This window comes from Clostridiales bacterium (assembly GCA_025757645.1).
In the GTDB taxonomy this organism is placed as follows: Bacteria; Bacillota; Clostridia; order Oscillospirales; family Oscillospiraceae; genus CAG-103.
Genome location: CP107216.1, coordinates 667,104 through 693,872 on the forward strand (window position 1 = coordinate 667,104; position 26,769 = coordinate 693,872).

At 64.8% G+C, this 26,769-nt stretch carries 21 protein-coding genes, 1 tRNA gene and 1 riboswitch; of the genes, 9 read left to right on the forward strand and 13 right to left on the reverse strand.

Annotated features, from left to right (window positions below; genetic code table 11):
- Positions 1-75 precede the first annotated feature (75 nt).
- Together OGM61_03140 and OGM61_03145 are read right to left on the reverse strand one after the other, a co-directional pair.
- A tRNA-Arg gene (locus tag OGM61_03140) sits at positions 76-152 on the reverse strand.
- A gap of 90 nt (positions 153-242) precedes the next feature.
- Positions 243-422 (reverse strand): hypothetical protein, encoded by a 180-nt coding sequence (locus OGM61_03145; GenBank protein ID UYI85077.1) that lies wholly within the window; start codon positions 420-422, stop codon positions 243-245.
- Between the two features lie 190 nt (positions 423-612).
- Between OGM61_03145 and OGM61_03150 the strand changes: the two genes are divergently transcribed.
- From OGM61_03150 to OGM61_03170, 5 genes are all read left to right on the forward strand, one after another.
- A complete protein-coding gene (locus OGM61_03150; GenBank protein UYI85078.1) occupies positions 613-1,386 on the forward strand; it encodes a YmdB family metallophosphoesterase in 774 nt (257 codons plus the stop codon).
- Positions 1,383-2,486 carry a metallophosphoesterase gene (locus tag OGM61_03155; protein ID UYI85079.1) on the forward strand — a complete coding sequence of 368 codons (1,104 nt, stop codon included), beginning with the start codon at positions 1,383-1,385 and terminating at the stop codon, positions 2,484-2,486. The genes OGM61_03150 and OGM61_03155 overlap by 4 nt, the downstream gene beginning before the upstream one ends.
- Positions 2,483-4,402: an AAA family ATPase gene (locus OGM61_03160; protein ID UYI85080.1), complete on the forward strand. Its 1,920-nt coding sequence runs from the start codon at positions 2,483-2,485 to the stop codon at positions 4,400-4,402. The genes OGM61_03155 and OGM61_03160 overlap by 4 nt, the downstream gene beginning before the upstream one ends.
- Before the next feature lie 132 nt (positions 4,403-4,534).
- Positions 4,535-5,962: an NCS2 family permease gene (locus OGM61_03165; GenBank protein UYI85081.1), complete on the forward strand. Its 1,428-nt coding sequence runs from the start codon at positions 4,535-4,537 to the stop codon at positions 5,960-5,962.
- 183 nt (positions 5,963-6,145) lie between these two features.
- A complete protein-coding gene (locus tag OGM61_03170) occupies positions 6,146-6,793 on the forward strand; it encodes a VanZ family protein (protein UYI85082.1) in 648 nt (215 codons plus the stop codon).
- Between the two features lie 90 nt (positions 6,794-6,883).
- Here OGM61_03170 and OGM61_03175 read toward each other — a convergent pair whose 3' ends face one another.
- Complete coding sequence (locus OGM61_03175; protein ID UYI85083.1) at positions 6,884-7,108, reverse strand: DUF378 domain-containing protein; 225 nt, start codon at positions 7,106-7,108, stop codon at positions 6,884-6,886.
- 324 nt (positions 7,109-7,432) lie between these two features.
- On the opposite strand from OGM61_03175, the gene OGM61_03180 reads away from it, so the two are divergent.
- Together OGM61_03180 and OGM61_03185 are read left to right on the forward strand one after the other, a co-directional pair.
- Positions 7,433-8,287 (forward strand): ParB/RepB/Spo0J family partition protein, encoded by an 855-nt coding sequence (locus OGM61_03180; GenBank protein UYI85084.1) that lies wholly within the window; start codon positions 7,433-7,435, stop codon positions 8,285-8,287.
- Between the two features lie 97 nt (positions 8,288-8,384).
- The gene (locus OGM61_03185) at positions 8,385-8,870 is read left to right on the forward strand and encodes a flavodoxin domain-containing protein (protein UYI85085.1); all 486 of its coding nucleotides are present in this window, start codon (positions 8,385-8,387) and stop codon (positions 8,868-8,870) included.
- Positions 8,871-8,935: 65 nt separating this feature from the next.
- Here OGM61_03185 and carB read toward each other — a convergent pair whose 3' ends face one another.
- From carB to OGM61_03225, 8 genes are all read right to left on the reverse strand, one after another.
- Positions 8,936-12,964: a carbamoyl-phosphate synthase large subunit gene (gene carB / locus OGM61_03190; protein UYI85086.1), complete on the reverse strand. Its 4,029-nt coding sequence runs from the start codon at positions 12,962-12,964 to the stop codon at positions 8,936-8,938.
- Entirely contained in the window at positions 12,954-14,021 is a 1,068-nt protein-coding gene (locus OGM61_03195) for a carbamoyl phosphate synthase small subunit (protein UYI85087.1), read from the reverse strand. Before OGM61_03195 ends, carB begins: the two co-directional genes overlap by 11 nt.
- Positions 14,018-15,016: an ornithine carbamoyltransferase gene (argF, locus tag OGM61_03200; protein UYI85088.1), complete on the reverse strand. Its 999-nt coding sequence runs from the start codon at positions 15,014-15,016 to the stop codon at positions 14,018-14,020. Before argF ends, OGM61_03195 begins: the two co-directional genes overlap by 4 nt.
- Positions 15,017-15,030: 14 nt before the next feature.
- Positions 15,031-16,197, reverse strand: coding sequence for an acetylornithine/succinylornithine family transaminase (locus OGM61_03205; GenBank protein UYI85089.1), 1,167 nt, complete (start codon positions 16,195-16,197; stop codon positions 15,031-15,033).
- Positions 16,178-17,068, reverse strand: coding sequence for an acetylglutamate kinase (gene argB / locus OGM61_03210; protein UYI85090.1), 891 nt, complete (start codon positions 17,066-17,068; stop codon positions 16,178-16,180). Before argB ends, OGM61_03205 begins: the two co-directional genes overlap by 20 nt.
- Before the next feature lie 18 nt (positions 17,069-17,086).
- Positions 17,087-18,298 carry a bifunctional glutamate N-acetyltransferase/amino-acid acetyltransferase ArgJ gene (gene argJ / locus OGM61_03215; protein ID UYI85091.1) on the reverse strand — a complete coding sequence of 404 codons (1,212 nt, stop codon included), beginning with the start codon at positions 18,296-18,298 and terminating at the stop codon, positions 17,087-17,089.
- 13 nt (positions 18,299-18,311) lie between these two features.
- Positions 18,312-19,256 carry an N-acetyl-gamma-glutamyl-phosphate reductase gene (argC, locus tag OGM61_03220; GenBank protein UYI85092.1) on the reverse strand — a complete coding sequence of 315 codons (945 nt, stop codon included), beginning with the start codon at positions 19,254-19,256 and terminating at the stop codon, positions 18,312-18,314.
- A gap of 254 nt (positions 19,257-19,510) precedes the next feature.
- Entirely contained in the window at positions 19,511-21,262 is a 1,752-nt protein-coding gene (locus OGM61_03225) for a Na/Pi cotransporter family protein (protein UYI85093.1), read from the reverse strand.
- A 262-nt stretch (positions 21,263-21,524) separates the two neighbouring features.
- On the opposite strand from OGM61_03225, the gene OGM61_03230 reads away from it, so the two are divergent.
- Positions 21,525-22,208, forward strand: a complete 684-nt coding sequence (locus tag OGM61_03230) for a cyclodeaminase/cyclohydrolase family protein (GenBank protein UYI85094.1) — start codon at positions 21,525-21,527, stop codon at positions 22,206-22,208.
- A 103-nt stretch (positions 22,209-22,311) separates the two neighbouring features.
- Positions 22,312-22,409, forward strand: a riboswitch (THF riboswitch).
- Between the two features lie 50 nt (positions 22,410-22,459).
- Positions 22,460-22,996 carry an ECF transporter S component gene (locus OGM61_03235; protein ID UYI85095.1) on the forward strand — a complete coding sequence of 179 codons (537 nt, stop codon included), beginning with the start codon at positions 22,460-22,462 and terminating at the stop codon, positions 22,994-22,996.
- 442 nt (positions 22,997-23,438) lie between these two features.
- Here the strand turns inward: OGM61_03235 and OGM61_03240 are convergent, their stop codons facing one another.
- On the reverse strand, positions 23,439-25,208 hold the full coding sequence (locus tag OGM61_03240) for an FAD-binding oxidoreductase (GenBank protein ID UYI85096.1): 1,770 nt from the start codon (positions 25,206-25,208) through the stop codon (positions 23,439-23,441).
- A complete protein-coding gene (locus OGM61_03245) occupies positions 25,205-26,761 on the reverse strand; it encodes an FGGY-family carbohydrate kinase (protein ID UYI85097.1) in 1,557 nt (518 codons plus the stop codon). The genes OGM61_03240 and OGM61_03245 overlap by 4 nt, the downstream gene beginning before the upstream one ends.
- Between the last annotated feature and the right edge of the window lie 8 nt (positions 26,762-26,769).

The window sequence follows — 26,769 nt, forward strand, 5'->3', positions numbered from 1 at the left end:
GGCAGCTAATCTGTCAGCAACACAAGAGAAAAAACAAAAAAGTCTTGCAATCCCAAGGATTACAAGACTTTTTCATGGCACGCCGTGAGGGATTCGAACCCCCGGCCTTCTGGTCCGTAGCCAGACGCTCTATCCAGCTGAGCTAACGGCGCTTAGTGCGCTCCTAACGCGCCTAAGTATAGTAGCATAGCCCGGCCGGAATTGCAAGCCCTTTTTCAAAAAAGTTTTCCTTTTTTGCGTTTTTACCAGCCCATCGTATCGCGGATGGTGTCCGTCACATCGCTGACCGTGCGCACCGCGTCCGCCACGATGTTGTTCGTGCGCTTTTTCTGCGGGTGCATCATCCAGCCCGCCGCCGTGCCGACCGCCATGCCGACACCCATGCCGATGCTCATGCCCTTGGCAAACTGCATTGCGTTCATTTTGCTGTCTCCTTTCACGTTTCTGCCTCCCTTCGCAGCTGCACTGCTGCGCGGATAGTATGTGCGCGGGCGCGCGGGAGTATGAAATCTGCGCCGCGCCAGTTTCTGGATTGATTCCCCGCCGCCGTCGGTGGTATACTATTTTTATTATCTTATCAAATTTTCTTCCGATCGTATGGGAGGGACTGTTATGATCTTGCGCATTCTGGCCGTGGGCGACGTTGTGGGCGCGCCCGGCCTGACGTTCCTGACTGAGCGCCTGCGCGCGTTTCAGGAGCAGGAACACATTGATTTCACCGTCGTCAACGGCGAAAACGCCAACGTCGTCGGCGTGACGCCGAAGCAGGCCGACGCGATCTTCGCCGCCGGGGCCGACGTCATCACGCTCGGCAACCACACGTGGACGCGCTACGAGCTGCAGCCGTATCTCGAGCAGAAAAAGCGCATCCTGCGCCCGGCCAACTTCGCGCCGCAGTGCCCTGGCCGCGGCTGGGGCGAATATTCCGTGCGCGGCGGGCCGATCTGCGTCATCAACCTCATGGGGCGCTTCACGCTCGACGCGAACACGGATAATCCCTTCCTCGTCGCGGACGACATCCTCGACCAGACGCAGGCGAAGATCGTCCTCGTGGACATGCACGCCGAGGCCACGAGCGAAAAGCGCGCCATGGGCTTTTATCTTGACGGGCGCGTGACGGCCGTCTGGGGCACGCACACGCACGTGCAGACGTCTGACGCCGAGGTGCTGCCCGAGGGAACGGGCTACCTGACCGACCTCGGCATGACGGGCCCGGCCAACGCCGTGCTCGGCATCGCGCCGGAGCAGTCGATCGGCAAGTTCCTCGGCGACCCGCCGCGGCGCTATGAGGCCGCCATGGGCGCGGCCAAGCTCGAGGGTGCGATCTTCGAGGTCGACAGCGACACCGGCCGCTGCCGCGACGTGCAGCTGGTGCGCCTGAGATGAGCGTGCGCATCCTGCACGCGGCGGATCTGCATCTCGACTCGCCGTTTGAGGCGCTCACGCTCGCGCAGGCGGCGCAGCGCCGCCGGGAGCAGCGCAGCCTGCTGCGCGCTCTGCCGGAGCTGGCGCAGGCGCACGGGGCGCAGATCATCCTGCTCGCGGGCGACCTGCTCGACAGCGCGAGCCCCTATCCCGAGACGGCCAAGGCGCTCGCCGAGACGTTTGCCGGCTGCGCTTCGGAGGTGTTTCTCGCGCCCGGCAACCACGACTATTACAGCGCGGGCGCGCCGTATGCGCGCCTGACGTTCCCGGAAAACGTACATATCTTCCGCTCGCCGCGCATCGAGGCGGTCGCGCTGCCGGAGCTGGGCGTGCGCGTCTGGGGCGCGGCGTTCACCGACAGCCGCTGCCCCGGCCTGCTGCGGGGCTTTTCCGTGCCGAAGCAGGCAGGGCTGCTCGACGTGCTCTGCCTGCACGGCGAGGTGGGCAATCCCGCCTCGGCGTATGACCCCGTGTCGGCTGCGGAGCTGGCCGCCAGCGGGCTGGACTACGCCGCCTTCGGCCACGTGCACCGCTTCGGCGGCGTGCAGCGCGCCGGGGGCACGGTGTACGCCTGGCCGGGCTGCATGGAGGGCCGCGGCTTTGACGAGACGGGGGAAAAGGGCGTGCTGCTCGTGGACGTCGCTGCGGGCGACGTGCAGGCGCGGTTTGTGCCCGTGCCCGGGCGGCGGTATGAGATCCTGCGCGTGGACGTCACGGACACGGACCCCATGCAGGCGGCGCTTGCGGCGCTGCCGGAGGGGGCTGCGCGCAATATTTACCGCATCGTGCTCACGGGCGAGACCGACCGCGCGCCGAACCCCGCCGCGCTGCGCGCGGCGCTCGAGGGGCGGGTGTTCGCGCTGCAGCTGCGCGATGAGACGCGCGCGCGCCGGGATCTCTGGGCGCGGGCGGGAGAGAGCACGCTGCGCGGGCAGTTTCTGGCCCAACTGAAGCAACAATACGACGCCGCGGACTCTGACCGCGCGCGTGAGACCATTGTCATGGCCGCGCGCTGGGGGCTTGCGGCACTGGACCACGACGAGGAGGTGGTGACGCTGTGATCATCCGGCATATGCAGGGCACGTTCGGCACGCTCGACGGCGAGCAGCTGCGGCTCGACACGGGTCTGAATATCATCTACGCGCCGAATGAGAGCGGCAAGAGCACGTGGTGCGCGTTTCTGCGCGCCATGCTCTACGGGATCGACACGTCCCAGCGCGCGCGCGCCGGGTTCGTGCCCGACAAGCAGAAATACGCGCCCTGGAGCGGCAAGCCCATGGCGGGCGAGCTGGAGCTCGAACAGGGCGGAAAATGCATCACAATCCGCCGCTGGACGGAGACGCCGGGCGCGCCGCTGCGCGGCTTTTCGGCGGTGTACACCGGCACGGACATCCCGGTGCCGGGGCTGACGGCGACGGACGCGGGCGAGCAGCTCACGGGCGTGTCGGCCGAGGTGTTCGCGCGCAGCGCATTCATCGGGCAGGGCGGCCTCGTCGTGACGGGTACGCCGGAGCTGGAAAAGCGCATCTCCGCCATCGTGACCTCCGGCGAGGAGGCGAGCTCCTATACCGAGGCCGACGCGCAGCTGCGCGCATGGCTGCGCCGCCGGCGCAGCGGCCGGCACGGCGCGCTGCCGGAGCTGGAGGGCCGCATCACGGAGGTAGAAGAGCAGCTGCACCGGCTCGAGCGCAACGCGCAGGAGCAGGCGGCCTGCGCCGCCGAGCTCCGGCAGACGGACGCGGAGCTGCAGACCGTGACCGAGCAGATGAACGCCGCCCGGCAGCGGCAGCGCCGCGCGGCGCTGAGCAGCATGGGCGAGGAAAAATCGAACCTGCGCACGCTCGAGCAGACGCTCGAACAGGCGCGGCGGGACGCCGCGGCCAGGCGCACCGCGCTCGAGCAGACGCATTTCGGCGTGCAGACGCCGGACGAGGCGGGCGAGACCGCCGAGCGCGACGCGCAGCGGGCGGAGGCCCTTGCTGACACGGCAGCCCACGGCGGCAAGCCGTACTTCTGGATCGCGGCGCTCGTGCTCTCGGCGCTGTGCGCGGTGCTGGGTTATCTTGTGGCGCAGCCGCTGTATTATGCGGCCATCGCGCTCGCGGTGCTGGCCGTCGTGCTGCTGGTCGCTGCCAATAACGGCAAGAAGCGCGCGCAGCAGGCCGCCGCCGCGCTCGGGGAGCTCCTGCGCAGCTACGGCGCGCAGGACGCGGACGGCATCTACTATCAGGCGGAGGTGCACCGGGCTGCCTACCGCGCGTGCGCGGCCGCCATGCAGGCGGAGCAGAAAGCCGCCGCCGCGCTCGAGGATGCGCGCGAGCACCAGTGCGAGACGCACGAGCGGCTGCTGCAGAGTCTGGACTTTGAGAGCGGCACGGGCGAGGCCGCCGCGCTCTATCAGCGCAGGAGCGCGCTCGAGAGCGTGTGCACGCGCCTGCGCACGCAGCAGGCGCAGCTCACAGGCGCGGCCCTCGCTATCGGCGACCCGATGGCGCTGAAAAGCGAACACGCGCAGCTGCTCGAACAGCGCGACGCGCTCGAGCGGCAGTATGCGGCCATCGCGCTTGCGATCGAGACGCTCGGCCGTGCGGACGCGGAGCTGCAGAGCCGCTTTTCCCCGCAGCTGGCGCAGAAGGCGGCGGACTACATGGACTACCTCACCGACGGACGCTATGACGAGCTCGTGCTCGCGCGCGACCTGTCGGCCAAGGCGCGCAGCATCGACGACCCGACGCCGCGCGACACGGCCTATCTCTCGGCCGGGACGGCGGATCTGCTGTACCTGTCCGTGCGCCTGGCGCTGTGTGAGCTGACGTGCCCGGCGGATGATCCGTGCCCGCTCGTGCTCGATGACACGCTCGTGAATTTCGACGATGCGCGCGCCGGGCGCGCCATGGCGCTCTTCCGGGAGATCGCGCAGCACCGGCAGGTCATTTTGTTCACCTGCCACGAGCGCGACTGCCCCGCGCAGGCGTAAAACACGCGAAAACAGCAGGACCGGACACGGGACATTCCGTGTCCGGTTTTTGTCGTTGACAGGCGGGGCAAATCGCGTTATACTGACGGCGTTTTGCGTTTCCGGCAAAAACTTTATGGAGAGGGGATCCCAATGGAAAAGCTCTTTCACCTGAAAGAAAACAACACCACCGTACGCACCGAGATCGTCGCCGGCCTGACGACGTTCATGACCATGGCGTACATCATCGCGCTCAACCCGAACCTGCTGACCGGCTTCGGCGCCCAGGGCGGCTCGCAGCTGTGGAACGGCGTGTTCCTCGCCACCTGCATCGCCTCCGCCGTCGGCACGCTCGTCATGGCGTTCGCGGCCAACAAGCCCTTTGCCATGGCACCCGGCATGGGTCTCAACAGCTTTTTCGCCGTCGTCGTGGCCAACATCGTCACCCTGACCGGCATGAGCTACCTGCAGTCGTTCCAGACGGCACTGTGCGTCATCCTCATCGAGGGCATCGTGTTCATCATTCTCTCGGTGCTCAAGGTGCGCGAGAAGATCGTCGAGGCCATTCCGCTCGGCATCCGGCTCGGCATCGCGCCGGCCATCGGCCTCATGCTGCTCAACATCGGCATCGGCTCCAACGCCGGTGTGTACTCGAGCGACGGCGGCCCGTTTTACGTCATGCGCGATTTCTTCGGCGCGCTCACGCCCAGCCTTGCCAAGGCCAACATGGGCGACGGCTACCCGCAGATGGTGCTCACGGTCGTGACCATGTTCGTGGGCCTGTTCCTGATCGTGCTGTTCGCGCACAAGAAGATCAAGGGCTCCGTGCTGCTGGGCATGCTCTGCGCGTCCGGCATCTACTGGGCGGGCGAGGCCATCTTCCTGCACACGAACCCGTTTGCGTCGCTCAAGGGCGCGTCGTTCGTGCCTGCGTTCGGCGACATGGCCGAGACGACCCTGTTCAAGTTCGACTTTTCCGCCCTCGGCGAGATCGGCTGGTTCACGGTCGTGACGCTCGTCATCACGTTCTGCATCATTGATATGTTCGACACCATCGGCACCCTTGTCGGCACGGCGAGCCGCGCCGGCATGGTCGACAAGGACGGCAACATGCCGCGCATGCGCGAGGCGCTGCTGGCCGACGCCGTCGGCACCGTCGCGGGCGCGTGCACCGGCACGTCCACCGTCACGACGTTCGTCGAGTCCGCCTCCGGCGTCGAGGCCGGCGGCCGCACGGGCCTGACCGCTCTGACGACCGGCGTGCTCTTCCTTGCGAGCATGTTCCTTGCGCCCATCGCCGCCATCATCCCCGCCGCTGCGACGAGCTCCGCGCTCATCTACGTCGGCCTGCTCATGCTCGGCGGTCTCAAGAAGATCGACTTTGACGATATCTATCAGAGCCTGCCGGTGGCCATCATGCTCATCTCCATGCCGATCTCCGGCTCGATCGGCCACGGCATCGGTCTGGGCCTCATCAGCTATTCCGTGCTCAAGCTCTGCACGGGCAAGGGCAAGGAGGTCTCGGTGCTGACGTATGTCATCTCGGTGATCTTCCTCGTGAAGTTCTTCCTCATCGCCTGAGGAAAAATATCCGTCCGCACGGCCGGGCGCGTCTGAATGGACGCGCCCGGTTTTTTGCGCCCTGCGCGCTGCCTTACGAAGATGTAAGCCAACTGTAAGCCAAAACGATGGCGATGTGATGCCGTCCGGGGCTATACTGATGCCAGAAACCGGGGCGGGAGCGCCCCATGGGAGGCAAGGATCATGACAAATCTTCTGGGCAGTATCCGGCTGGCGGCTTATGCGTTTCCGCTCATCGCGGTGCTGGTGGCCGTGCCGTTTTTTGACCGGCAGGTGCGTGCGCGCTGCTTCAACTGGGTGCGCACCGTGTTCGGCGGTCTGTTTTTGTTTTACGTGCTGTGCGTGCTGGCGCTCGTGTTCTTCCCGCTGCCGGATGCGGCGCAGGCGGCGCGGCTGAGCGGGTATGAGATCCAGCTCGTGCCGTTTCAGTTCGTGGCCGATTTCCTGCGCGAGACGCCGCTCGTGCTCTCCGATGCGCGCACGTATCTGCCGGCGCTTTTTGACCGCACGGTGCTGCAGGTCGTGTGCAACATTTTGATGCTGCTGCCGTTTGGTATGTACCTGCGCTATGTCTGCGGGCTGGATCTCGGCAAGGTCGCGCTCGCGTCGCTCGCGTTTTCGGCGTTCATTGAGCTGGGGCAGCTCACGGGGCTGTTTTTCGTGTTCCGCGGCTCGTACCGCCTGTGCGACGTGGACGACCTGATGCTCAACACGCTCGGCGGCCTGCTCGGCGGCGAGCTGGTGCACGCGCTGGAAGCGTATCTGCCGCCGCTCGATGCGTTCGACCGCTTCCCGGGCAGCAGCGCGCTGGCGATGCAGAGACTTGGATAAACATATTCCAACGAGGACCCAGCGAAGCGGTTCTCATTGGAGAAAAAAACAGCATGGCGTCGGCCATGCCGTTTTTTTGCTGCCGGGGCATTATGCCTCCTCCGTGTCGCCGTCGATTTCGTCGCGGCCGCGGAAGAGCAGGGAAATGCACCAGATCGCGGCCAGACCCACGAGCGTGTAGATCACGCGGGCGACCACGGAGGCCTGCCCGCCGCAGATCCACGCCACGAGATCGAACCGGAACAGACCGATGCTGCCCCAGTTGAGCCCGCCGATGATCGCAAGGATCAGCGCGATACGGTCGATCACCTGCATATGCTTCCATCTCCTTTGCTGTGTACTCCCGGTCAGTATGCCCCGGCGCGCGAAAAAAGATTCCGCCGCCGACAAAACAAGTGCCCGACCGACACCGTTCGCTCTTTACATTTTGCGCGCCCGGCGCTACAATACCATTACAGCTTATCCAATTGACTTCCGCAGTTTGGAAGCCACGGCTCATATCTTTATCCCACGACCCTGTTTTTGGCGGACTGTTTTCAGTCCGCCCTCTTTTTTTCTGCGCGCGCCCGATTTCGCCGCGTTTTGCGCAATATGTGGATTATTTTTGTGTTGTAAAACACAAGATATGGAGGGTGTGCTATGCAGTTTTCCAACCATCGCAGCCGCGCGGCCCGCGGCAGCATCGTGTATCTGGCGGTGGACGCGATCGCGCCGAGCGCGGTCCAGCCGCGGCAGAATTTTTCCCCGGCGCAGCTCGAGGAGCTCTCGCGCAGCATCGCCGAGTACGGCGTGCTCAGCCCGCTGACCGTGCGACCGCGGCAGGGCGGGTATGAGCTCGTGGCCGGGGAGCGCCGCCTGCGCGCCGCGCGCATGGCGGGGCTCCATGAGGTGCCGTGCATCATCATGGAGCTGGATCTCGAGGAGGCGAGCTTCATCGCGCTGGTGGAAAATCTCCAGCGCAACGACCTGGACTTTCTCGAGGAGGCGCGCGGCATCGCGCAGCTCATCCGGCTCTTCGGCCTGAGCCAGGAGGAGTGCGCGCGGCGGCTGGGCAAGTCGCAGTCGGCCGTGGCGAACAAGCTCCGCCTGCTGCGCCTGCCGGAGGATGTGCTCAACGCCATGCGCAACGCCGGACTCACCGAGCGGCACGGCCGCGCGCTGCTGCGCCTTGAGACACCGGCCGAGCAGCGCGAGGCGCTGGCCTATATCCTCAGCCGCGACCTGAACGTCGCCGCAACGGACGCCTACATCGAGCGCCTGCTCGAGGCCAAGACCGCGCCCGAGAGCGAGCAGCAGAAGACCTTCATCCTCAAGGACGTGCGCGTGTTTCTCAACACGATCTCGCACAGCCTCGACCTCATGAAGCAGGGCGGCATCGACGCCGGCATGCACCGGCAGGAGACGGACGAAGCGCTCATCCTGACGATCAACATCCCCAAGGCGCGGCGCAGAGAGCCGGCGCCGAAACAGGGCGAGCCCGTGCCGGTCGGGTAAAAAAATCGCGCGCAGCGCTTGACAGCGGCGCGGCGGCTTCCTATACTCTTACATAAAGAAGGGGCCGCCCGGCAGGGCGGACAAAGGAGGTCACTGCATGAAAACGCTGATCCTGTTCGCCTCGCGCTACGGCGCGACGGAGGAGATCGCCTATATGCTCAAAAGCGCCGTCGGCGGCGACGTGACGGTGCGCAACATCCGCGAGCGCGGCATTACGCTCGACGGGTACGACACGGTCATCATCGGCAGCTGCGTGTACATGTTCAAGCTCGATAAGCACATCCGGCACTTCCTGCGCCGGAACGAAAAGACGCTCATGGGCAAGCGCCTCGGGGTGTACCTGAGCTGCTACACCACGCCCGGCACGGAGGGGTATCTGGAGCACTTCTTCTCGCCGGAGCTGCTTGCGCACGCGGCCGCGAAGGACATTCTTGGCGGCAAGATGCAGTACGAGAAGATGAGCTATGCCTACAAGCAGCTCTTCGGCGCGCTGATGACATCGCCGCAGTACCGCGCGCAGTATGCCGAGCCGAAGCTCGACATCGCGCGCATCGACGCCTTCGCCGCCGCCATGCGCGGCTGAGCGGCCGGCAGAAAAAATCACCCGCATCCGACCCGGATGCGGGTGATTTTTTGCTTTTTGGAGTCTCAGTACGTGGTCACGCCGGTGAAGGCGAGCTCGGCGTTGCCGGTCAGGCGCACGCCGTCGTCGTCATAGGTGACGATCAGGTCGCCGCCGCTGACCTTGACGGTGATGGGTTCGCCCTTCGGGCACAGGCCGTTTTCCGTGGCGGCCACCACGGCCGCGCACGCGCCGGTGCCGCAGGCGCGGGTCTCGCCGTTGCCGCGCTCCCAGACGCGCATCTTGATCGTCGTGCGGTTGACGACGCGGATGAACTCCGTGTTCGTGCGCGCGGGGAAGATGTCCGCGTGCTCAAACTGCGGGCCGAGGTGCGCGACGTCCACCTCATCCACGCGATCGGCAAAGACGACGCAGTGGGGGTTGCCCATCGAGAGGCACGTGATGCGGTACTCCCCGCCGGCGATCGTCACCGGCCGGTCGATCACGCGCTCGCCCTCGAGCATCACGGGCACATTGGCGGGCTCAAACGCGGGCTTGCCCATGTCGACCGTCACGAGGCCGACCGTGCCGAAGCGCGTGTACAGGTGCAGCCGGTGCACGGTGCCGCCGGCCTCGATCGTGAGATCGTCGCGCGGCACGATGCCGTTGTCGTACAGGTACTTGGCCACGCAGCGGATGGCGTTGCCGCCCATGCCGCCGGCGCTGCCGTCGCGGTTGAAGACGCGCATTTTCGCGTCGGCCACGTCGCTGTGCTCGATGAGCACGATGCCGTAGCCGCCGATGCCGCGGTGGCGCGAGCAGAGCGGGATGCACAGCGACTCGGGGCAGGTGATGTGTCCGTCAAAGTTCTCGACGTAGATATAGTCGTCGCCGGTGGCCTGCATTTTCGCAAACTTCAGGCTCTGGCGCTCGGTGCGCATGTGGTTGATGTCCACGAGCTCGGTGTTGCGCTCGTTGTAGCGGCTGGCGATGATGTCCGCCAGGGCGTTGGCCGTGTCGAGCGAGGTGAAGCACGGGATGCCGAGCTGCAGCGCGCGGCGGTGCAGGGCAATGTAATCGTCCATGGTCGCGTCCTTGAGCGCGCCGGTGTAGACGATGTAGTCGATGCAGCCGCTCTCGAGCAGGGCGAAGGCGTGGTCGCTCTCGCGGATGCCGTCCACGGTCACGACGTCGATGCCGAGGCGCGCGATGGCGGCGGCGGTCTCCTCGGTCGCGTAGAGGGCGAAGTGCAGGTCGTCGAGCTTCTTGGCCAGCGACACGATCTCGCCGAGGTCGTGCGTGTCCACGCTCACGAACACGCCGTGGCGGCCGTCCGGGTGCTGGCCGACGACCATGCCGGCCGAGGTCAGGCCCTTGAACAGCGCCTCCTGCATCGTCTTGCCGAGGCCGAGCACCTCGCCCGTGGACTTCATCTCCGGGCCGAGGTAGGCGTTGACGTCGCCGAGCTTTTCAAACGAGAACACCGGCACCTTGACCGCGTAATACGGCGGGATGGGGTGCAGGCCGGTGCCGTAGCCGAGGCCAGCCAGCGGCGCGCCGAGCATGACGCGCGATGCCACGTCTACCATCGGCACGCCCGTGACCTTGCTGATGTACGGCACGGTGCGCGAGGCGCGGGGGTTGACCTCGATGACGTAGAGCTCGTTTTCCCAGATGAGGTACTGGATGTTCACAAGCCCCTTCGTGCCGAGCGCGAGGGCGAGCTTGCGCGAGCTGTCGACGATCTTGTCCGTCATCATGTCGTTGAGGTTGTACGGCGGGTAGACGGCGATGGAGTCGCCGCTGTGCACGCCGGCGCGCTCGATGTGCTCCATGATGCCGGGAATGAGCACGTCCGTGCCGTCGGAGATGACGTCCACCTCCAGCTCCGTGCCCATCATGTACTTGTCCACGAGCACGGGGTTGTCGATGCCCTGCGCGAGGATGCGCTGCATGTACGTCGTGACCTCGGCGTCGTCGTGGACGATCTTCATGTTCTGGCCGCCGATGACGTACGACGGGCGCAGCAGCACGGGGTAACCGAGCGTCTGCGCGGCGTGCAGGGCCTCGGGCAGCGTCTGCACGCCCATGCCCTTCGGGCGGGAGATGTGGAAGCGCTCGAGCAGCTCGTCAAACCGCTCGCGGTCCTCGGCGATGTCGATGCCCTCGGCCGATGTGCCGAGGATGCGGATGCCGTGGCGGTCGAGCGTCTGCGTGAGCGCGATGGCGGTCTGGCCGCCGAAGGCGACTACGACGCCGACGGGCTGCTCCACGTCGATGATCTGCAGCACGTCCTCGGCCGTGAGCGGCTCGAAATACAGCCGGTCGGCGGTGTCGTAGTCCGTGGAGACGGTCTCGGGGTTGTTGTTGACGATGACGACGTCATAGCCCATGGCCTTGAGCGTCCACACGCAGTGGACGGACGAATAGTCAAACTCGATGCCCTGGCCGATGCGGATCGGCCCGGAGCCGAGCACCATGACGACAGGCTTGCCGCTGCGCGGGAAGGTGCGCGCCTCGCAGCGCGCGTCCGCGCTGGCGTAGAAATACGGCGTCTGCGCGTCAAATTCGGCGGCGCAGGTGTCGACCATCTTGTAGCCCGCGCGGAAGGGGGGCAGCGTCTCGCTGCCGGACAGGCGGCGCAGCGCCGCGTCCGGATAGCCGAGGTACTTGCCGCGCTGATAAAGCTCCGGCGTCAGGCCGTTTTGAATGCTCGCCTCGTAGTCCACGAGGTTTTGCAGCCGGGACAAAAACCAGCGGTCGATGCGGGTGATGTCGTGGATCTCGTCGATGGACACGCCGCTGCACAGCGCCTCAAAGACGGTGAACAGGCGGTGATCGTCACAGTCGGCGAGCCGGTCGCGCACCGGGCGGTCAGACAGCGGTTTGGCGTGCAGCGTGTCGAGATGGATCTCGGCGCCGCGCACGGCCTTGAGCAGCGCGCTTTCAAAGTTCGTGCCGATGGCCATGACCTCGCCGGTGGCCTTCATCTGCGTGCCGAGGCGGCGGGACGCGCCGACGAACTTGTCAAACGGCCACTTGGGGAACTTCACGACGACGTAGTCCAGCGCGGGCTCGAAGCAGGCGCAGGTCTTGCCGGTGATGTCGTTTTGAATTTCATCGAGCGTGTAGCCGAGGGCGATCTTCGTCGTGATCTTGGCGATCGGGTAGCCGGTCGCCTTCGACGCGAGCGCCGACGAGCGCGACACGCGGGGGTTGACCTCGATAACGGCGTACTCAAAGCTGTCGGGGTTGAGCGCGAACTGGCAGTTGCAGCCGCCGACGATATCGAGCGCGGAGATGATGTTCAGCGCCGCGCTGCGCAGCATCTGAAACTCCTTGTCCGAGAGCGTCAGCGCCGGGGCGACGACGATGCTGTCGCCGGTGTGCACGCCGACGGGGTCGAAGTTTTCCATGCTGCACACGGCGATGACGTTGCCTACGCCGTCGCGCATGGTCTCAAACTCGATCTCTTTCCAGCCGTAGATGTAGCGCTCGACGAGGATCTGCGTGATCGGGGACGCGTCGAGGCCGGTCTGCGCAGCGGAGGAGAGCTCCTCCGGGCTGTAGGCCACGCCGCCGCCCGCGCCGCCGAGCGTGAACGCCGGGCGGATGATGACGGGGTAGCCGATGCGGTCTGCTACGGCGAGCGCCTCCGCCACGGTGTTGGCGATGCCGGAGGGGATGGTCGGCTCGCCGATGGCGGCCATGGTCTCCTTGAAGAGCTCGCGGTCCTCGGCCTTGTCGATGGCTTTGGCGTTCGTGCCGATGAGGCGGACGTTGTGCTGCTGCAAAAAGCCCTCCTTGTCGAGCTCCATCGCCAGCGTCAGGCCCGTCTGGCCGCCGAGACCGGCGAGAAGACTGTCCGGCTGCTCCTTTTCAATGATGCGCTTGACGGAGGTCAGCGTGAGCGGCTCGAGATAAATCTCATCCGCGAGGGCCTTGTCGGTCATGATCGTCGCGGGGTTGGAGTTGACGAGCACGACGTTCACGCCCGCGTCGTGCAGCACGCGGCACGCCTGCGCGCCGGCATAGTCAAACTCCGCCGCCTGACCGATCACGATCGGGCCAGAGCCGATGACCATGACTTTGCGGATGCTGGAATCAATCGGCATGGTGCGCACCTCCCATCAGGTCACAGAATCGGTCGAAGAGAAAGGCCGTGTCGTGCGGGCCCGAGCACGCCTCGGGGTGAAACTGCACGGAAAAGGCCCGCAGGTCGGGGTAGTCCACGCCCTCACACGTGCCGTCGTTGGCGTTGATGTAGCGGATGACGCCGGTCTTCACGCTCTCGGGCACGACGGCGTAGCCGTGGTTCTGGCTGGTGAGGAACGTGCGCGTGCCGCACACGTCGCGCGCCGGCTGGTTCACGCCGCGGTGGCCGTATTTGAGCTTCACGGTGCTGCCGCCCTGCGCCAGCGCCATGAGCTGGTGGCCGAGGCAGATGCCGAACATCGGGATGCGGCCGAAGAGTTTGGCGATCTCCGCGATCTGGTCGACGTTGTCCGTCGGGTCGCCGGGGCCATTGGAGAGCATGACGCCGTCATACCCGGCGGCGAGGATGTCCTTCGCTTTGGCAGAGCAGGGCAGCACCGTCACGGCGCAGCCGCGGCGGCAGAGCTCGCGCGCGATGTTGCGCTTCGCGCCGTAGTCGATGAGCGCCACGCGGTGCAGCACGCTCCCCTCCGGCTGGAGGGTGTAGGGCTCCGGCGTCGTCACCTGCGGCACGGGGTCCGTGATGCGGTAGGCGCGCAGGGGCGCAAGATCGTCCGGCACCGTGTCGCAGATGGCAGCGTTCATCGTGCCGGCCTCGCGCAGGATGCGCGTGACGGCGCGGGTGTCGATGCCGGCGATGCCGGGGATGTTGTTGGCTTTCAAAAATGCGTCGAGCGTTTCCTCGCACCGGAAGTTCGACGGCGTTTGGCACTGCTCGCGCACGACATAGCCGCGCACGCAGCACTTGCCCTCAAAATCGGCCGGGATGATGCCGTAGTTGCCGATGAGCGGGAACGTCTGCAGCACGATCTGGCCGCAGTAGCTCGGGTCGGTGAGCGTCTCGATGTAGCCGTTCATGCCGGTGGTGAACACCAGCTCGCCCACCGTGTCGCACGGTGCGCCGAAAGCGAGGCCCGCAAAGACCTCGCCGTTTTCGAGTACGAGATAGCGCTTCATAGCTCGATCTCCGCAAGCGTCGCCGCCATGACGGCCTTGATGGTGTGCATGCGGTTTTCGGCCTCCTGGAACACGACCGACTGCGCGCTTTCAAACACATCGTCCGTGACCTCCATCGCCTCGCGGCCGAAGCGCGTGCACATCTCGTTGCCGATGGCGGTCTTTTTGTCGTGATACGCCGGCAGGCAGTGCATGAAGATGGCGTTGGGGTCGGCCTTGGCCATGAGCGCCGCGTTGACCTGATACGGTGCGAGCGCGGCAATGCGCTCGGCCCAGACGCTCTCGGGTTCGCCCATGGAGACCCAGATGTCGGTATAGATCACGTTCGCGCCCTGCACGGCCGCGGCGGGGTCGGAGATGAAGTCGAGCGTCGCGCCCGTCTGCGCCGCGATGGCCTGACACTCGGCGACGAGCTGCGCATCGGGGAAGTAGCCCTCGGGTGCGCAGGCCGTGAAGTGCATGCCCATCTTCGCGCAGCCGACCATGAGGGAGTTGCCCATGTTGAAGCGCGCATCGCCCATGTAGACGAGGTGGATGTTCTCCAGCGAGCCGAAGTGCTCCCGGATGGTCAGAAAGTCCGCGAGGATCTGCGTCGGGTGGAACTCGTCCGTCAGGCCGTTCCAGACCGGGACGGAGGCGTACTGCGCCAGCTCCTCGACGATGCACTGGCCGAAGCCGCGGTACTCGATGCCGTCGAACATGCCCGAGAGCACGCGCGCCGTGTCGGCGATGCTCTCCTTCTTGCCGATCTGCGAGCCGGTGGAGTCGAGATACGTGCTGCCCATGCCCAAATCGTGCGCCGCGACCTCGAAGCTGCTGCGCGTGCGCGTGCTCGTCTTTTCAAAGATGAGCGCGACGTTTTTGCCCTCGCACAGGCGGTGCGGGATGCCGGCCTTTTTCTCTGCCTTGAGCTGGGCGGCGAGCCGGAGCAGATAGTCGATCTGCTCGGGGGTGTAGTCGAGCAGCTTGAGAAAATCGTTGCCTTTGAGATTCATGACGGTGTTCCTCCTTATTCTCCGGCGCAGACGTCTTTGAGCACGCTGACCGCCTGCTCGAGCTGCGCCATGGGGATGTTGAGCGCCGGCAGCAGGCGCACCTTGTTCTTTGCCGAGATGACGAGCACGCCGCGCGCCATGCATTCACTGATGACGTCCTTGACCGGGCGCTCGGTCTCCACACCGAGCATCAGGCCCAGGCCCGTGACGCTCCTGACGCCCTTGGCGCCGGTGAGAGCCTTGACGATGAAGTTGGACTTTTCCTGCACGGACTGCAGCAGCGGGCCGTCGAGCCGGTGCAGAATGCTCAGCGCGCCGGCGCAGCAGACGGGGTTGCCGCCGAAGGTAGAGCCGTGGCTGCCGGGGGTGAGCACGTCCTGCACCTTCTCGCCGAGCAGCGTCGCGCCCAGCGGCAGACCGCCGCCGAGGCCCTTGGCCGTGGAGACGATGTCCGGCGTGATGCCGTAGTGCATGTAGCCGTAGAGCTTGCCGCTGCGGCCGTTGCCGATCTGCACCTCGTCGCAGATGAGCAGCAGGTCCTGCTCGGCGGCGAGCTGGGCAGCACCTTTGACAAATTCCTGCGTCAGCGGGATGACGCCGCCCTCGCCCTGCACGACCTCCATCATGATGGCGGCGCACTTGTGCGCGGCGACCTGCGCCTTGAGATCGTCGAGGTTATTCGCCTCGGCGTAGGCAAAGCCCTCCGTCAGCGGCAGAAAGTCGTGGTGGAACACGTCCTGCCCGGTCGCGGCGAGCGTTGTGATCGTGCGGCCGTGGAAGCTGTTTTTGAGCGTGATGATGGTGTGGTACTCCGGGCCTTTGTGGTCGGCGGCGTACTTGCGCGCGGCCTTGATGGCGCACTCGTTGGCCTCCGCGCCGGAGTTGGAGAAGAAGACCTTCTTCATGCCAGTCTTCTCGCACAGCAGCTGCGCCAGCTGCGCGTCGGGCGCGGTGTAGTAGAGGTTGGATGCGTGCTGCACGGTGCACAGCTGCTCGGTCACGGCGCGGATCCACGCGGGGTCGGCGATGCCGAAGCTGTTGACGGCGATGCCCGTCGCCATGTCGATATAGACCTTGTCGTCCGTGTCCCAGACGAGCGAGCCCTTGCCGCGCGCGATCGTCACGGGGAAGCGGGCGTAAGTGTTGGCGATATAGGTACTGTCAAGTTGCGGAATGTTCATCTGTTTTTCCTCCTTGCCCGGCAACGAACATGGTGCCGATGCCTTCGTTTGTCAGCATTTCGATCAGGATGGCGTGCGGCACGCGGCCGTCGATGATAAAGACGCGGTGCACGCCCCAGCGGATGGCGTCGATGCAGCAGGTCACTTTCGGCAGCATGCCGCCGTTGATGACGCCGGACTCGATGAGCTGCAGCGCGTCCGCCGTGTGGATGACGGGGATGAGCGTGGAGGGGTCGTCCTTGTCGCGCAGGATGCCGCTGATGTCGGTCATGGCGATGAGGCTCTCGGCCCCCAGCTCGCCCGCGATGCGCGCGGCCGCCGTGTCGGCGTTGATGTTGTAGACGTGGCCCTGCGTGTCGCACCCGACGGTGGACACGACGGGGATGTAGCCCTTGTCGATCACATCGAGGATGGGGCGCACGTCGACCTTCGTGATCTCGCCCACGTAGCCGAGGCGCTCATCGCGCACGCGCGCCTGGATCATCTGCCCGTCGATGCCGGACAGGCCGATCGCCCGGCCGCCCTTGTGGCCGATGAGGTTGACGAGCGTCTTGTTGATCTTCCCGGCGAGGACCATCTGCACGACGTCGGCCGTCTCCGCGTCCGTGACGCGCAGGCCGTCGACAAACTGCGTCTGCTTGCCGAGTTTTTCGAGCGTTTCCGTGATCTCGGGCCCGCCGCCGTGCACGAGCACGACCTTCACCCCGATGAGCGACAGCAGCACGATGTCGCGCATGACGGAGTCTTTGAGCTTGGCGCTGATCATGGCGTTGCCGCCGTATTTGATGACGACGATCTTGCCGCTGTATTCCTGTATGTAGGGCAGCGCGTGGACGAGTACCTTCGCGCGCTGCGGATTCGTAATGTCCATGATGGTGTTCCTCCCGGTTCAGGTGCGGTAGTCGCCGTTGATCTTCACATAGTCATACGTCAGGTCGCAGCCCCAGGCGGTCGCGCCCTCGTCGCCGGACTTGAGGTCGACGAGGATCTCGATCTCCTTTTCGAGCAGGACCTTTTTGGCTTCCTCCTCGGAAAACGGGATGCCCGCGCCGTCGACGCACACGCGCACCGTACCGGCCGCCGAGCGGAAGGCGACGTCCACCTTGTGCACGTTTACAGGAGCGCCGCTGTAGCCGATGGCGCACAGCACGCGGCCCCAGTTGGCGTCCGCGCCGAACATGGCGGCCTTGACGAGCGACGAGCAGATGATGCTCTTGGCCACGGTTTTCGCGGTGCAGTGGTCAGCGGCACCGGTGACGCAGCACTCGAGCAGGCGCGTCGCGCCCTCGCCGTCGCCCGCGATCTGGCGGCAGAGCCAGACGGTCACGCTGTTGAGCGCGCTGCAAAACGCTGTGAAGTCCGCGCCGGGCGCGGTGATCTCGGCATTGCCGGCGAGGCCGTTTGCCAGCACGGCGACCATGTCGTTCGTAGACGTGTCGCCGTCGATGCTGACCATGTTGAACGTGTCCTGCACGTCGCCGGAGAGCGCGGCCTGCAGCATGGCGGGGCTGACGGCGCAGTCCGTCGTGAGGAAGACGAGCATGGTCGCAAGGTTCGGATGGATCATGCCGGAGCCCTTGGCGATGCCGCCGATCGTGCAGGTCCTGCCGCCGGCGGTGAACTGCACGGCGATCTCCTTCGGGTGCGTGTCGGTGGTCATGATGCCCTCGGCCGCCTGGCCGGAGTGGTCGCCGAGCGCGGCGGCGAGCTGCGGCAGGCCGGAGCGGATGGGCGTGAGATCGAGCGGCTGGCCGATCACGCCCGTGGACGCGACGATGACGTCCTGCGGCGCGATGTGCAGCTGCGCCGCCGTGAGCGCGCTCATCTCCTCGGCGACGGCGACGCCGTCAGCGTTGCAGGTGTTGGCGTTGCCGCTGTTGCAGATCACGGCCTGGGCCTTGCCGTCAGCCAGGTGCGCCTTCGTCACGGTCAGGGGCGCGCCCTTGACGAGGTTCGATGTATAGACCGCCGCGGCGCTGGCCGGGACGGCGCTGTAGATGAGCGCGAGGTCGCGCTTGGACTGATTTCTGCGGATGCCGCAGTGGATGCCTGCGGCGGAAAAACCCTGTGCGGCGCACACGCCGCCGGTGACTTGCTTCATCATGCGTTCCTCCTTACAGATCGAGGCCGAAGCCCTTTTCCCTGCCCATGACGAGGTTCAGGCACTCGAGCGCGGCGCCGGACGCGCCCTTGCCGAGGTTGTCGAACACGGACGTGAGCAGGATGCGCTCGTCATTGCCGGAGACGGACACGACCATGCTGTCCTTGCCGGACATGGCGGCGGCGGACAGGAAGCCGTCCGCACACGCGGGGTCGCGGTAGGTCACGACAGGGCCGGTATATTTCGCGGCGTAGGCGGCCTTGATATCTTCGGCCGTCTTGCCGGGGCAGAGCTGCGAGGCGAAGAGCGCGACACTCGTCTCCATGCCGCTGTAGAAATTCGCCACGATCGGCGCAAACACCGGCGCGTGCGTCAGGCCCGGGATGGCGCACATCTCGCGCAGGTGCTTGTGCTGCTGCGCAAGACCGTACTGCCGGGGGGCAACGTACAGGGGGTCGAGGGTGTCCGCCTCATACTCGGCGATCATCTTCTTGCCGCCGCCGCTGTAGCCCGTGAGCGAGTAGCACGTCAGCAGGGCGTCCGGCGGCAGGATGCCCGCCTCGACGAGCGGGTAGACCAGCACGATGAAGCCGCTGGCGTGGCAGCCGGGCACGGCGATGCGCTTGGCGGTACGGATCGCGGCCTCGCGCTCGGGCGACAGCTCCGGGAAGCCGTACGTCCAGCCGGGGGCCGTGCGGTGCGCGGTCGAGGTGTCGAGCACGACCGTGTCCGGGTTCTCGACCAGATCTGCCGCCGTGATCGCCGCCGCGTCCGGCAGGCACAAAAACGCGATGTCCGCGCGGTTGATGAGCTCGCGCTGGGCTTTAATGTCGTGGTGCAGCTCGGGCGGCAGGGTCAGCAGGTCAATATCTTCGCGCTGGGCCAGCCGGTCGTAAATGCGCAGGCCGGCCGTGCCGGAGCTGCCGTCGATGAAAATGGTCGTTTTTTCGTTATGCATATCTCGTCCCTCACAAGCGGATAAAAATCCATTTATATAAGGCCAATATACTACTGCGCGAATAAATATGCAAGACATTCATGAAAAATCCACTGCGATTTGTGGAATTTGAAAAAACACGCCCAGCGAGGAAAAAATGCCTTGTGCAGCATGTACATATCTGACCACGCGAAATTGGGACATTTGCCGGACAACGGGGGCAAAAAACCGCCGCCCGGCCATTTTTACAAATGGATAGGCGGCGGATATATGCATTAAATCTGGAATTCTTTGCTGTATTCGGAGTAGTATTCGTCAAAGCTGTGCGAGTGCATGGCCATGACGCTGTTGATATATTCGTGGGTGTCGAACGAGTCGGACTCGAGCTCGATCATGGCGACGGCGATGTTCGAGCAGTGGTCGGACACGCGCTCGCAGTTGGTGAGCAGGTCGTTGAACGCGAAGCCGTGGTTGAGCGTGCACTCGCCGGTCTGCAGGCGGTCGATGTGGTGCAGCTTCATCTCGTCGCAGAGGTTGTCGATGAGCTCCTCGAGCGGCTCGACGCGGTAGGCCGCGGCGACGTCGTTGTCGAGGAAGGCGTTGATCGTGATCTCGAGGATGCGCGTCACGGCCGCGAGCATGACCTTGAGCTCGCGCGCGCCGGTGGGTGAAAAGACGATCTTCTTCGTGTAGAGCTCCTGCGCCGTCTCGCCGATGTTGAGCGAGTGGTCGCTGATGCGCTCGAGGTCGCTGATCGTGTGCAGGTACTTCGACACATCGGCCGTCTGGCGCGGCGTGAGCTCCTTGCTCGTGATCTTGATGAGGTAGGTGCCGAGCTTGTCCTCGTAGTGGTCGATGGCTTCCTCGTTTTCCTGCAGGGCGGCGAACTGCTCGTCACTGAACTTGTCGAGCAGGGAGAACGCGGACAGGATGTTGTCCTGCGCTTGACGGGCCATGGAGTCGATGGCCAGGCGGCTCTGCTCGATGGCCAGCGCCGGGTGCGCGAGAAAGCGCTCCTCGAGCCGGTCGATGTCGGCGAGCGCGCCGGTGGACGCTTTGTCCGGGAACAGGAACGAGACGAGCTTTTCCAGCAGGGGGATCATCGGCGTGAGCAGCAGCACGGTCGCAAAGCGGAAGATCGTGTTGAGCAGGGCGATGCTCACGGTGGTCATGGTCGTGTCCGTAAACGGGAAGTGCACGGCTGCATTGACCGCGTAGAACACGACGCCCCAGACGACCGCGCCGATGACGTCGATGAGCAGGTAGACATAGGCGGTGCGCTTGCCCTTGACGCTCGCGCCGAGGGAGGACAGCAGCACCGGCACGGCCGCGCCGATGGCGATGCCGAGCGTGATGGGGAAGGCCACGGAGAACGTGATCGTGCCCGTGATGGCCAGCGCCTGCAGAATGCCGACGGCGGCCGACGCGCTCTGCAGGATGCAGGTGAACACCGTGCCGACGAGCACGCCGAGCAGCGGGTTGGAAAAGCGGGTCAGCAGCTGGATGAACGCGGCGCTGTCCTTGAGCGGGGCCACGGCGCCGCTCATGGAGGACATGCCGTACATGAGCACGGCGAAGCCGAGCAGAATGTCGCCGATGTGGTGTTTGGTCAGGTCCTTGCAGAACATGCGCAGCACGATGCCGACCACGGCGACGACGCCCGTGAGCGTCGCGGTGCTCAGCAGCGACACCCAGCCGGAGCCGCTGATGTCCGACAGGCAGAGAATCCAGCCCGTGATGCTCGTGCCGAGGATGGAGCCGAGCACGATGCCGATGGCCTGGCGCACCTGCATCATGCCGGAGTTGACGAAGCCGACGACCATGACGGACGTGGCCGAGGACGACTGGATCACGGCGGTGACACCCGTGCCGAGCAGGACGCCCTTGAGCGGGGTGCTCGTGAGTTTATAGAGTATGATCTCGAGCTTGTTGCCGGCCACTTTCTTCAGCCCGTCGCCCATGAGCGTCATGCCGAACAGGAACAGGGCCACGCCGCCAAGCAGAGAGATCACATTGTTGATCCCCAAAACGCTTCACGCTCCCTCTGTGATATTTTTGCGCTTACCTCTCACTATATCAGAAAGCGGTGCAAAGATAAATGCCGGAATTGCACTTGCGTGTGACGAAATTTGACGAAAAAACCGGACGATTTTTGTGCAGAATATGGCCTTTTCCACAAACGAACGGCCGTCGCAATCTTGACAATGTGCCGTCTGTCGTGCTATATTCCTATTATAATAATGTGTGTATATCTGCGCGCGGCTATGCGCGCGGGGAATGGAGGCACTTATGGCGGAAGAGAAGAAAAAGATCCTGATCCACACGGCGGACGGCGACCACGTGGTCTCCGTTGGGGAGCACAAGCCGAAGCAGACCTTCGGCGCCATGCCGGTCAAGGACTATGTGGCTGCGGTGGCGGACCCGGACGGCCTGCCGCAGGCGGGCAGTGTCGGCGCGGTCGTGTCGGCGCTGGCGGCGGCGATGGGGTCGCTGGCCGTGCGCGCGCTGCGCTCGGACGATGCGTCGCTGCAGAAAACGGCCGAGGAGCTGCGCCAGATGACCGACTACATGGTCTTTCAGATCGACGAGGAGCTGCGCGCGCGCGAGCCGCTTGACCGGCGCAGAGTCGAGGAGAACGTCACGCGCACCGATCTCGACAGCGCGCTGCGCGTTGCGAGCGACATTCCGAACGAGATCGTGTACATCATGTGCCGCTGCATCGAGCTCATGAAGGAGGTCGTGGACAAGGGCGACGACCTGACCGCGTGCAGCGCGCTCGCGGCCGTGCATCTGAGCATGGCGGCCATCCGCTGTATGCAGGCGGAGCTGCTGTCGTATGCCAAGATCATGGACGACGACGTGTTCGGCTACACGATCGTGCGCGAGGCCGAGCTGAACCTGGCCGACCATCAGGAGCTGGTGGACGGGCTGGTCGAAGAGCTCACGCGCCGTCTGACACGCGCGAAAAAGTAAGACATAAGGCAGAAAAGGACGCCCACCCGGGCGTCCTTTTTTGCGGCTTGCAAAGCCGGGCCGCGTGTGCTATGATGCACACGGAAATCTGAGCAATGCATTGGACAGAGTAGGAACAGCGCGTCAAGTGCGCCGGGATGGGAAGTTGTCCGGCGACGAAGGGGTCGCGCGCCCCGCGGTGCTGTTGCCGCTTCCGCTGCCACCAAGGGAAGACCCCCGCCGTGGCAACTGTCACGAAAGGAGTCTTGCAAATGCATACGAAATGGACCGCCCGCCGCCTCGCGGCGGACGCAATGTTTGCCGCCATGGTCACGGTGCTGGGGCTGGTGTCGATCAGCACCGGCAACCTGAAGATCACCGTCGAGGCGCTGCCGGTGTTTCTCGGTGCGCTGCTGCTCGGCCCGGTCGACGGGCTGGCCATCGGCGGGGTGGGTACGCTGCTGTACCAGCTGCTGCGCTTCGGCGTGAGTGCCACGACTGCGCTCTGGATCGCGCCGTATGTGCTGCTGGGGCTGTGCGTGGGCGCGGTGTCGGCGCGGCACGGTTACGATTGCACGCCGCGGCAGCTCGCGCTGCTGGCCGTGCTCGGTGAGCTGGGCATCACGGTGCTCAATACCGGGTCGCTGTATCTCGACAGCCTCATCTACGGGTACTATTCGCCGGTGTTCGTGTTCGGCACGCTGCCGCTGCGGCTGGCCATCTGCGCGGGCAAAGGTATCGTGCTCGCGCTGCTGCTGCCGACGCTGCTGCGCGTCACGCGCCGTGCGCTGCAGCCGCATACCAACTGAAGACCAGAAAACCGCCGCCCTGGCCGGGGCGGCGGTTTTTTGAGACTGTCAAAAAGTATTACTTTTTGACAAGGGGGGGTGCAGTCTGCTGCGCGCATAATTTGTGCGTCGCCGGCGCACAAATTCCACACTTGCAGCCTGAGAAGTATTTTCTTCGCCGCACATGTCGCCGAAGAAAATGATTGGACTTTCTTTGCGCCCGCAGGCGCAAACTCTACGAGGTCCCTTGACAGTCTGGCCGCCGCTCAACATGAGCGGCGGTTTTTGCGTGCCGCCGCGAAAAAGCAGCCCGGCAGGTATCTGCCGGGCTGCTCCATCCCTTGGGGCGGCGGGCCGCCCCGGTTCTCCCCCCTGCTGCACAAACGATCTACGCAGCAGCATTGGCACTTGGCCGGTGATCCGGCGGCGGGCATCCAAACCGCTGCCGGGTGATGACAAAAACTCAGTCGAATTTCGGCTGCTCGAGATAGTCGGTGTACTCGCGCAGGAACTTCTTTTCCTCCGGCTTGAGGTCCAGGCCGATCGTGCCGCCCGGATTCATGTTATAGTCGGGGTCAAAGTAGTCCTTGAGCACGCGGAACACGCCGTACTCCTTCTCGCCGATGTAGCCCTCGAGCCAGGGCGCGAACATCTTGCCGATGCCGTGGTGGTGGCTCACGGCCGCGCCGGAGCGCTGGATCGCGTCGAGAATCGTGGTGTGGTAGGCTTTGAAGGCGTCCTCATCCTGCATGCGGGTGAGGAAGATGAAATACAGGTTCGCACCCTGCGGATAGCAGTGCGACATGTGCGTCGTGACGACGGTGTTCGGCAGCGCGTGGCAGATCTTGCGCACGTCGGCGTGCACCTGCTCCATGTTCGACCAGTTGACCGTGCACTCGAGCGTGTCGGTCGTGATGCCGAAGTCCATGAGCGTGTCGCGCAGGTAGGGGTCGTTGAAGCGGCCCTTCTCCCAGCTGCGGGTGACGTAGCCGGTCAGCGGCATGCCGCCGTGACGGAGCGCGATCTTTGCAATGTTGCGCGCGACGTTGCGGCTGTAGCCCTTCTCGCCGTCGGTAAAGCCGAGGAAGAGGCAGCGCTCCATGTCCTTGTAGCCGAACTTGTCGAGCAGCGGCTGCAGCGGTGTCTCGTCGACGTTATAGAGCTTGAGCATGAGGTTGGTCTCTTCCGGGTCGGACAGGCGGAACACGGACGAGTAGCCGCACTCGCACTGCATCATCTCGCGGGCGGCCTTCATGGCCTCGTCCCACGTCTTGAAGATGTAGGAGAAGCGCTTGCGGTTTTGCGGCATCCAGCGGAAGATGCGCAGCGTGACCTCCGTCAGCACGCCGAACGTGCCCTCGGAGCCCATCATGATCTGGTTCAGGTTCGGGCCGGTGGCCTCGCGGGAGTAGTGGCTGGTCTGGATCGTGCCGATGGGCGTGGCGTACTTCTGGCTGAGGACGATGTCGGCGATCGTGCCGTAATACGTGCTGTTCTGGCCCGCGCCGCGCGTGACCGTCCAGCCGCCGACGCTCGAATACTCGAACGACTGCGGGAAGTGGCCGCAGGTGTACTGCCGCTTGGCGCCGAAGAGCTCCGGCGCGCTCTGGAGCGTCTTTTCCAGATCCGGGCCGGACATGCCGGCCTGCACGGTGATGGTCTGGTCGATCTCGTTGAAGCTGATGACCTTGTTGAAGTTGCGGCGCATATCCAGCGAGATGCCGCCCTTGACCGGCTCGACGCCGCGGGTGACGCTGCTGCCGCCGCCGTAGACGTACAGCGGGATGTGGTGCTCGGTGGAGTAGGCCACGATCTGCTCGACCTGCTCGGTCGTCTCGGGGTAGAGCACGACGTCGGGCACGCTGTCGATGCGCTTGTGGCGCAGACGCAGCAGGTCGTAGGCCGTGGCGCCGTAGGCCACGCTCAGACGGTCGTAGTCCGTGGTGGAGACATTCTGCTCGCCGACGATCTTTTTGAGCGCCTCGATGTGCTCGGCCGCGAGCTGCACCGGGTGATCGGGCAGCTCCACGGGGTCAAAGCCGGTGTCGTCGGAATATGCCTTGAAATCGTCGTCCGTCATCTGGAACTTCTCTTTCATGAGCGTGTACAGAGACTCCTTCGGGTATTTGAAGAAGTTCGGGTCGCCCCAGCGGAAGATGGAGCGGTAGCTGTCCGCCGGCGCGGGGGTGAGCAGCCATTTCGGCTCGAATCCTTTGTACGGTTTGTTGCTCATTGTGCAATCCTCCTCTTGACTTGGATCAGTTTCTGATAGATCGGGCGCAGGCGCGGGTAGATCTTGCGGTAGGCCTGCTCGTAAATGTCGTTATATACCTCGTGATTCCGCTCGTTTGGCTGGAACGTATCCTTGACGTGGACCATGGCTTTGGCCGCGGCGTCGAAATCGGCGAACACGCCCTTGGCCACGAACGCGACCATGGACGAACCGATGGAGCACGCCTCGTGCGTCTGCGAGCGCACGACCGGCAGGCCGAACACGTCCGCCGCGATCTGGCAGACCACGTCGCTCTTTGCGCCGCCGCCGCCGATGCGGATCTCGTGAATGGTCAGGCCCGAGCGGTCCTCCATGATGCGCAGCGCCATGTACAGCTCCAGGCACAGGCCCTCGATGATGGCGCGGTAGAAGTGGTAGCGCGTGTGGTAGTCGGAAAAGCCGATGACCGCGCCGAGCGAGTCCGGGTGCAGGATGCCGGCCGTCCAGTACGGCTGCAGGAGCAGACCGTCGCTGCCGGCGGGCAGGTCGCGGATGCGCTCGTCGAGCAGGGCCTCGGGCGCCATGCCTTTTTCCTTGGCATCGATGGCGTCGGCCGTGCCGAATTCCTTGACGAACCACGACAGCAGCCACAGACCGCGGTAGATCTCGATCTCGGGATTGTAGTGGTCGTTGAGCACGCCGGGGTAGGCGGGCAGAAACTGCTGCGGCTCGACGTACTCGGTCGTGCTGAACTGGATGGTAGCCGTCGTGCCCAGCGAGATGGACGCCTTGTCGGAATCGACGACGGCGAGGCCGAGCGTCTCGCAGCCCTTGTCCGAGCCGGTCGAGATCAGCGGCAGGCCGGCGGGGATGCCGGTCAGGGCACAGACCTCGTCCGTGACCGTGCCGATGACCGTGCCGGAGGGCACGAGGTCACACAGCTTTTCGTTCGGCACGTCGCAGAAGCAGCGCGTGAGGCTGCCGGGCTTCATCCAGCGGCGGTTTTTGTAGTCGAACGGGATGTGGCCGATCTGGTTCGAGGCCGAGTCGATGAGGTTGCCCGTGAGCTTGTAGTTCAGGTACGTGGGCAGCATGACGTATTTGGCGGTCCTGGCCCAGATCTCCGGCTCGTGGCGCATGATCCAGTTGCCGACGGAGGCGGCGTAGACTACCTTCGCCGTCGGCTCCATGCCGGCGACCTTGAAGAGCATCATGTTTTTGACAGGCATGGCGCCGTTCGGGTCAACGGTGCGCTTATCCAGCCAGAGAATGATGTCGCGCAGGGGCTCGTTGTTCGCGTCCAGACACACGACCGTGTCGCGGATGACGGTGATCGTCATGGCGATCACGTCCGGCAGCAGGGCGTTGCTGCGCGCGCACAGCTCGCGGCAGCACTCGCACAGGCGGTCGAAGTAGAAGTTCGGCTTCTGCTCGGCCCAGCCGGGCTCTTTGGAGAAGTAGGGCTCGGCATACTTGCTCTGCACGACGTCTACGATCCGGCCGTCCGGGTCGACGAGCAGGGCGCGTGCGCTCTGTGTGCCGATGTCGCACGTCAGCACCAGCGGTTTGCTCAAGATGATTC

What these genes read in the sequence shown, in the direction of transcription:
- OGM61_03145 (UYI85077.1), bottom strand. Translation starts at nt 422, where the DNA reads ATGAACGCAATGCAGTTTGCCAAGGGCATGAGCATCGGCATGGGTGTC.
- OGM61_03150 (UYI85078.1), top strand. Translation starts at nt 613, where the DNA reads ATGATCTTGCGCATTCTGGCCGTGGGCGACGTTGTGGGCGCGCCCGGC.
- OGM61_03155 (UYI85079.1), top strand. Translation starts at nt 1,383, where the DNA reads ATGAGCGTGCGCATCCTGCACGCGGCGGATCTGCATCTCGACTCGCCG.
- OGM61_03165 (UYI85081.1), top strand. Translation starts at nt 4,535, where the DNA reads ATGGAAAAGCTCTTTCACCTGAAAGAAAACAACACCACCGTACGCACC.
- OGM61_03170 (UYI85082.1), top strand. Translation starts at nt 6,146, where the DNA reads ATGACAAATCTTCTGGGCAGTATCCGGCTGGCGGCTTATGCGTTTCCG.
- OGM61_03175 (UYI85083.1), bottom strand. Translation starts at nt 7,108, where the DNA reads ATGCAGGTGATCGACCGTATCGCGCTGATCCTTGCGATCATCGGCGGG.
- OGM61_03180 (UYI85084.1), top strand. Translation starts at nt 7,433, where the DNA reads ATGCAGTTTTCCAACCATCGCAGCCGCGCGGCCCGCGGCAGCATCGTG.
- OGM61_03185 (UYI85085.1), top strand. Translation starts at nt 8,385, where the DNA reads ATGAAAACGCTGATCCTGTTCGCCTCGCGCTACGGCGCGACGGAGGAG.
- carB (UYI85086.1), bottom strand. Translation starts at nt 12,964, where the DNA reads ATGCCGATTGATTCCAGCATCCGCAAAGTCATGGTCATCGGCTCTGGC.
- OGM61_03195 (UYI85087.1), bottom strand. Translation starts at nt 14,021, where the DNA reads ATGAAGCGCTATCTCGTACTCGAAAACGGCGAGGTCTTTGCGGGCCTC.
- argF (UYI85088.1), bottom strand. Translation starts at nt 15,016, where the DNA reads ATGAATCTCAAAGGCAACGATTTTCTCAAGCTGCTCGACTACACCCCC.
- OGM61_03205 (UYI85089.1), bottom strand. Translation starts at nt 16,197, where the DNA reads ATGAACATTCCGCAACTTGACAGTACCTATATCGCCAACACTTACGCC.
- argB (UYI85090.1), bottom strand. Translation starts at nt 17,068, where the DNA reads ATGGACATTACGAATCCGCAGCGCGCGAAGGTACTCGTCCACGCGCTG.
- argJ (UYI85091.1), bottom strand. Translation starts at nt 18,298, where the DNA reads ATGAAGCAAGTCACCGGCGGCGTGTGCGCCGCACAGGGTTTTTCCGCC.
- argC (UYI85092.1), bottom strand. Translation starts at nt 19,256, where the DNA reads ATGCATAACGAAAAAACGACCATTTTCATCGACGGCAGCTCCGGCACG.
- OGM61_03230 (UYI85094.1), top strand. Translation starts at nt 21,525, where the DNA reads ATGGCGGAAGAGAAGAAAAAGATCCTGATCCACACGGCGGACGGCGAC.
- OGM61_03235 (UYI85095.1), top strand. Translation starts at nt 22,460, where the DNA reads ATGCATACGAAATGGACCGCCCGCCGCCTCGCGGCGGACGCAATGTTT.
- OGM61_03240 (UYI85096.1), bottom strand. Translation starts at nt 25,208, where the DNA reads ATGAGCAACAAACCGTACAAAGGATTCGAGCCGAAATGGCTGCTCACC.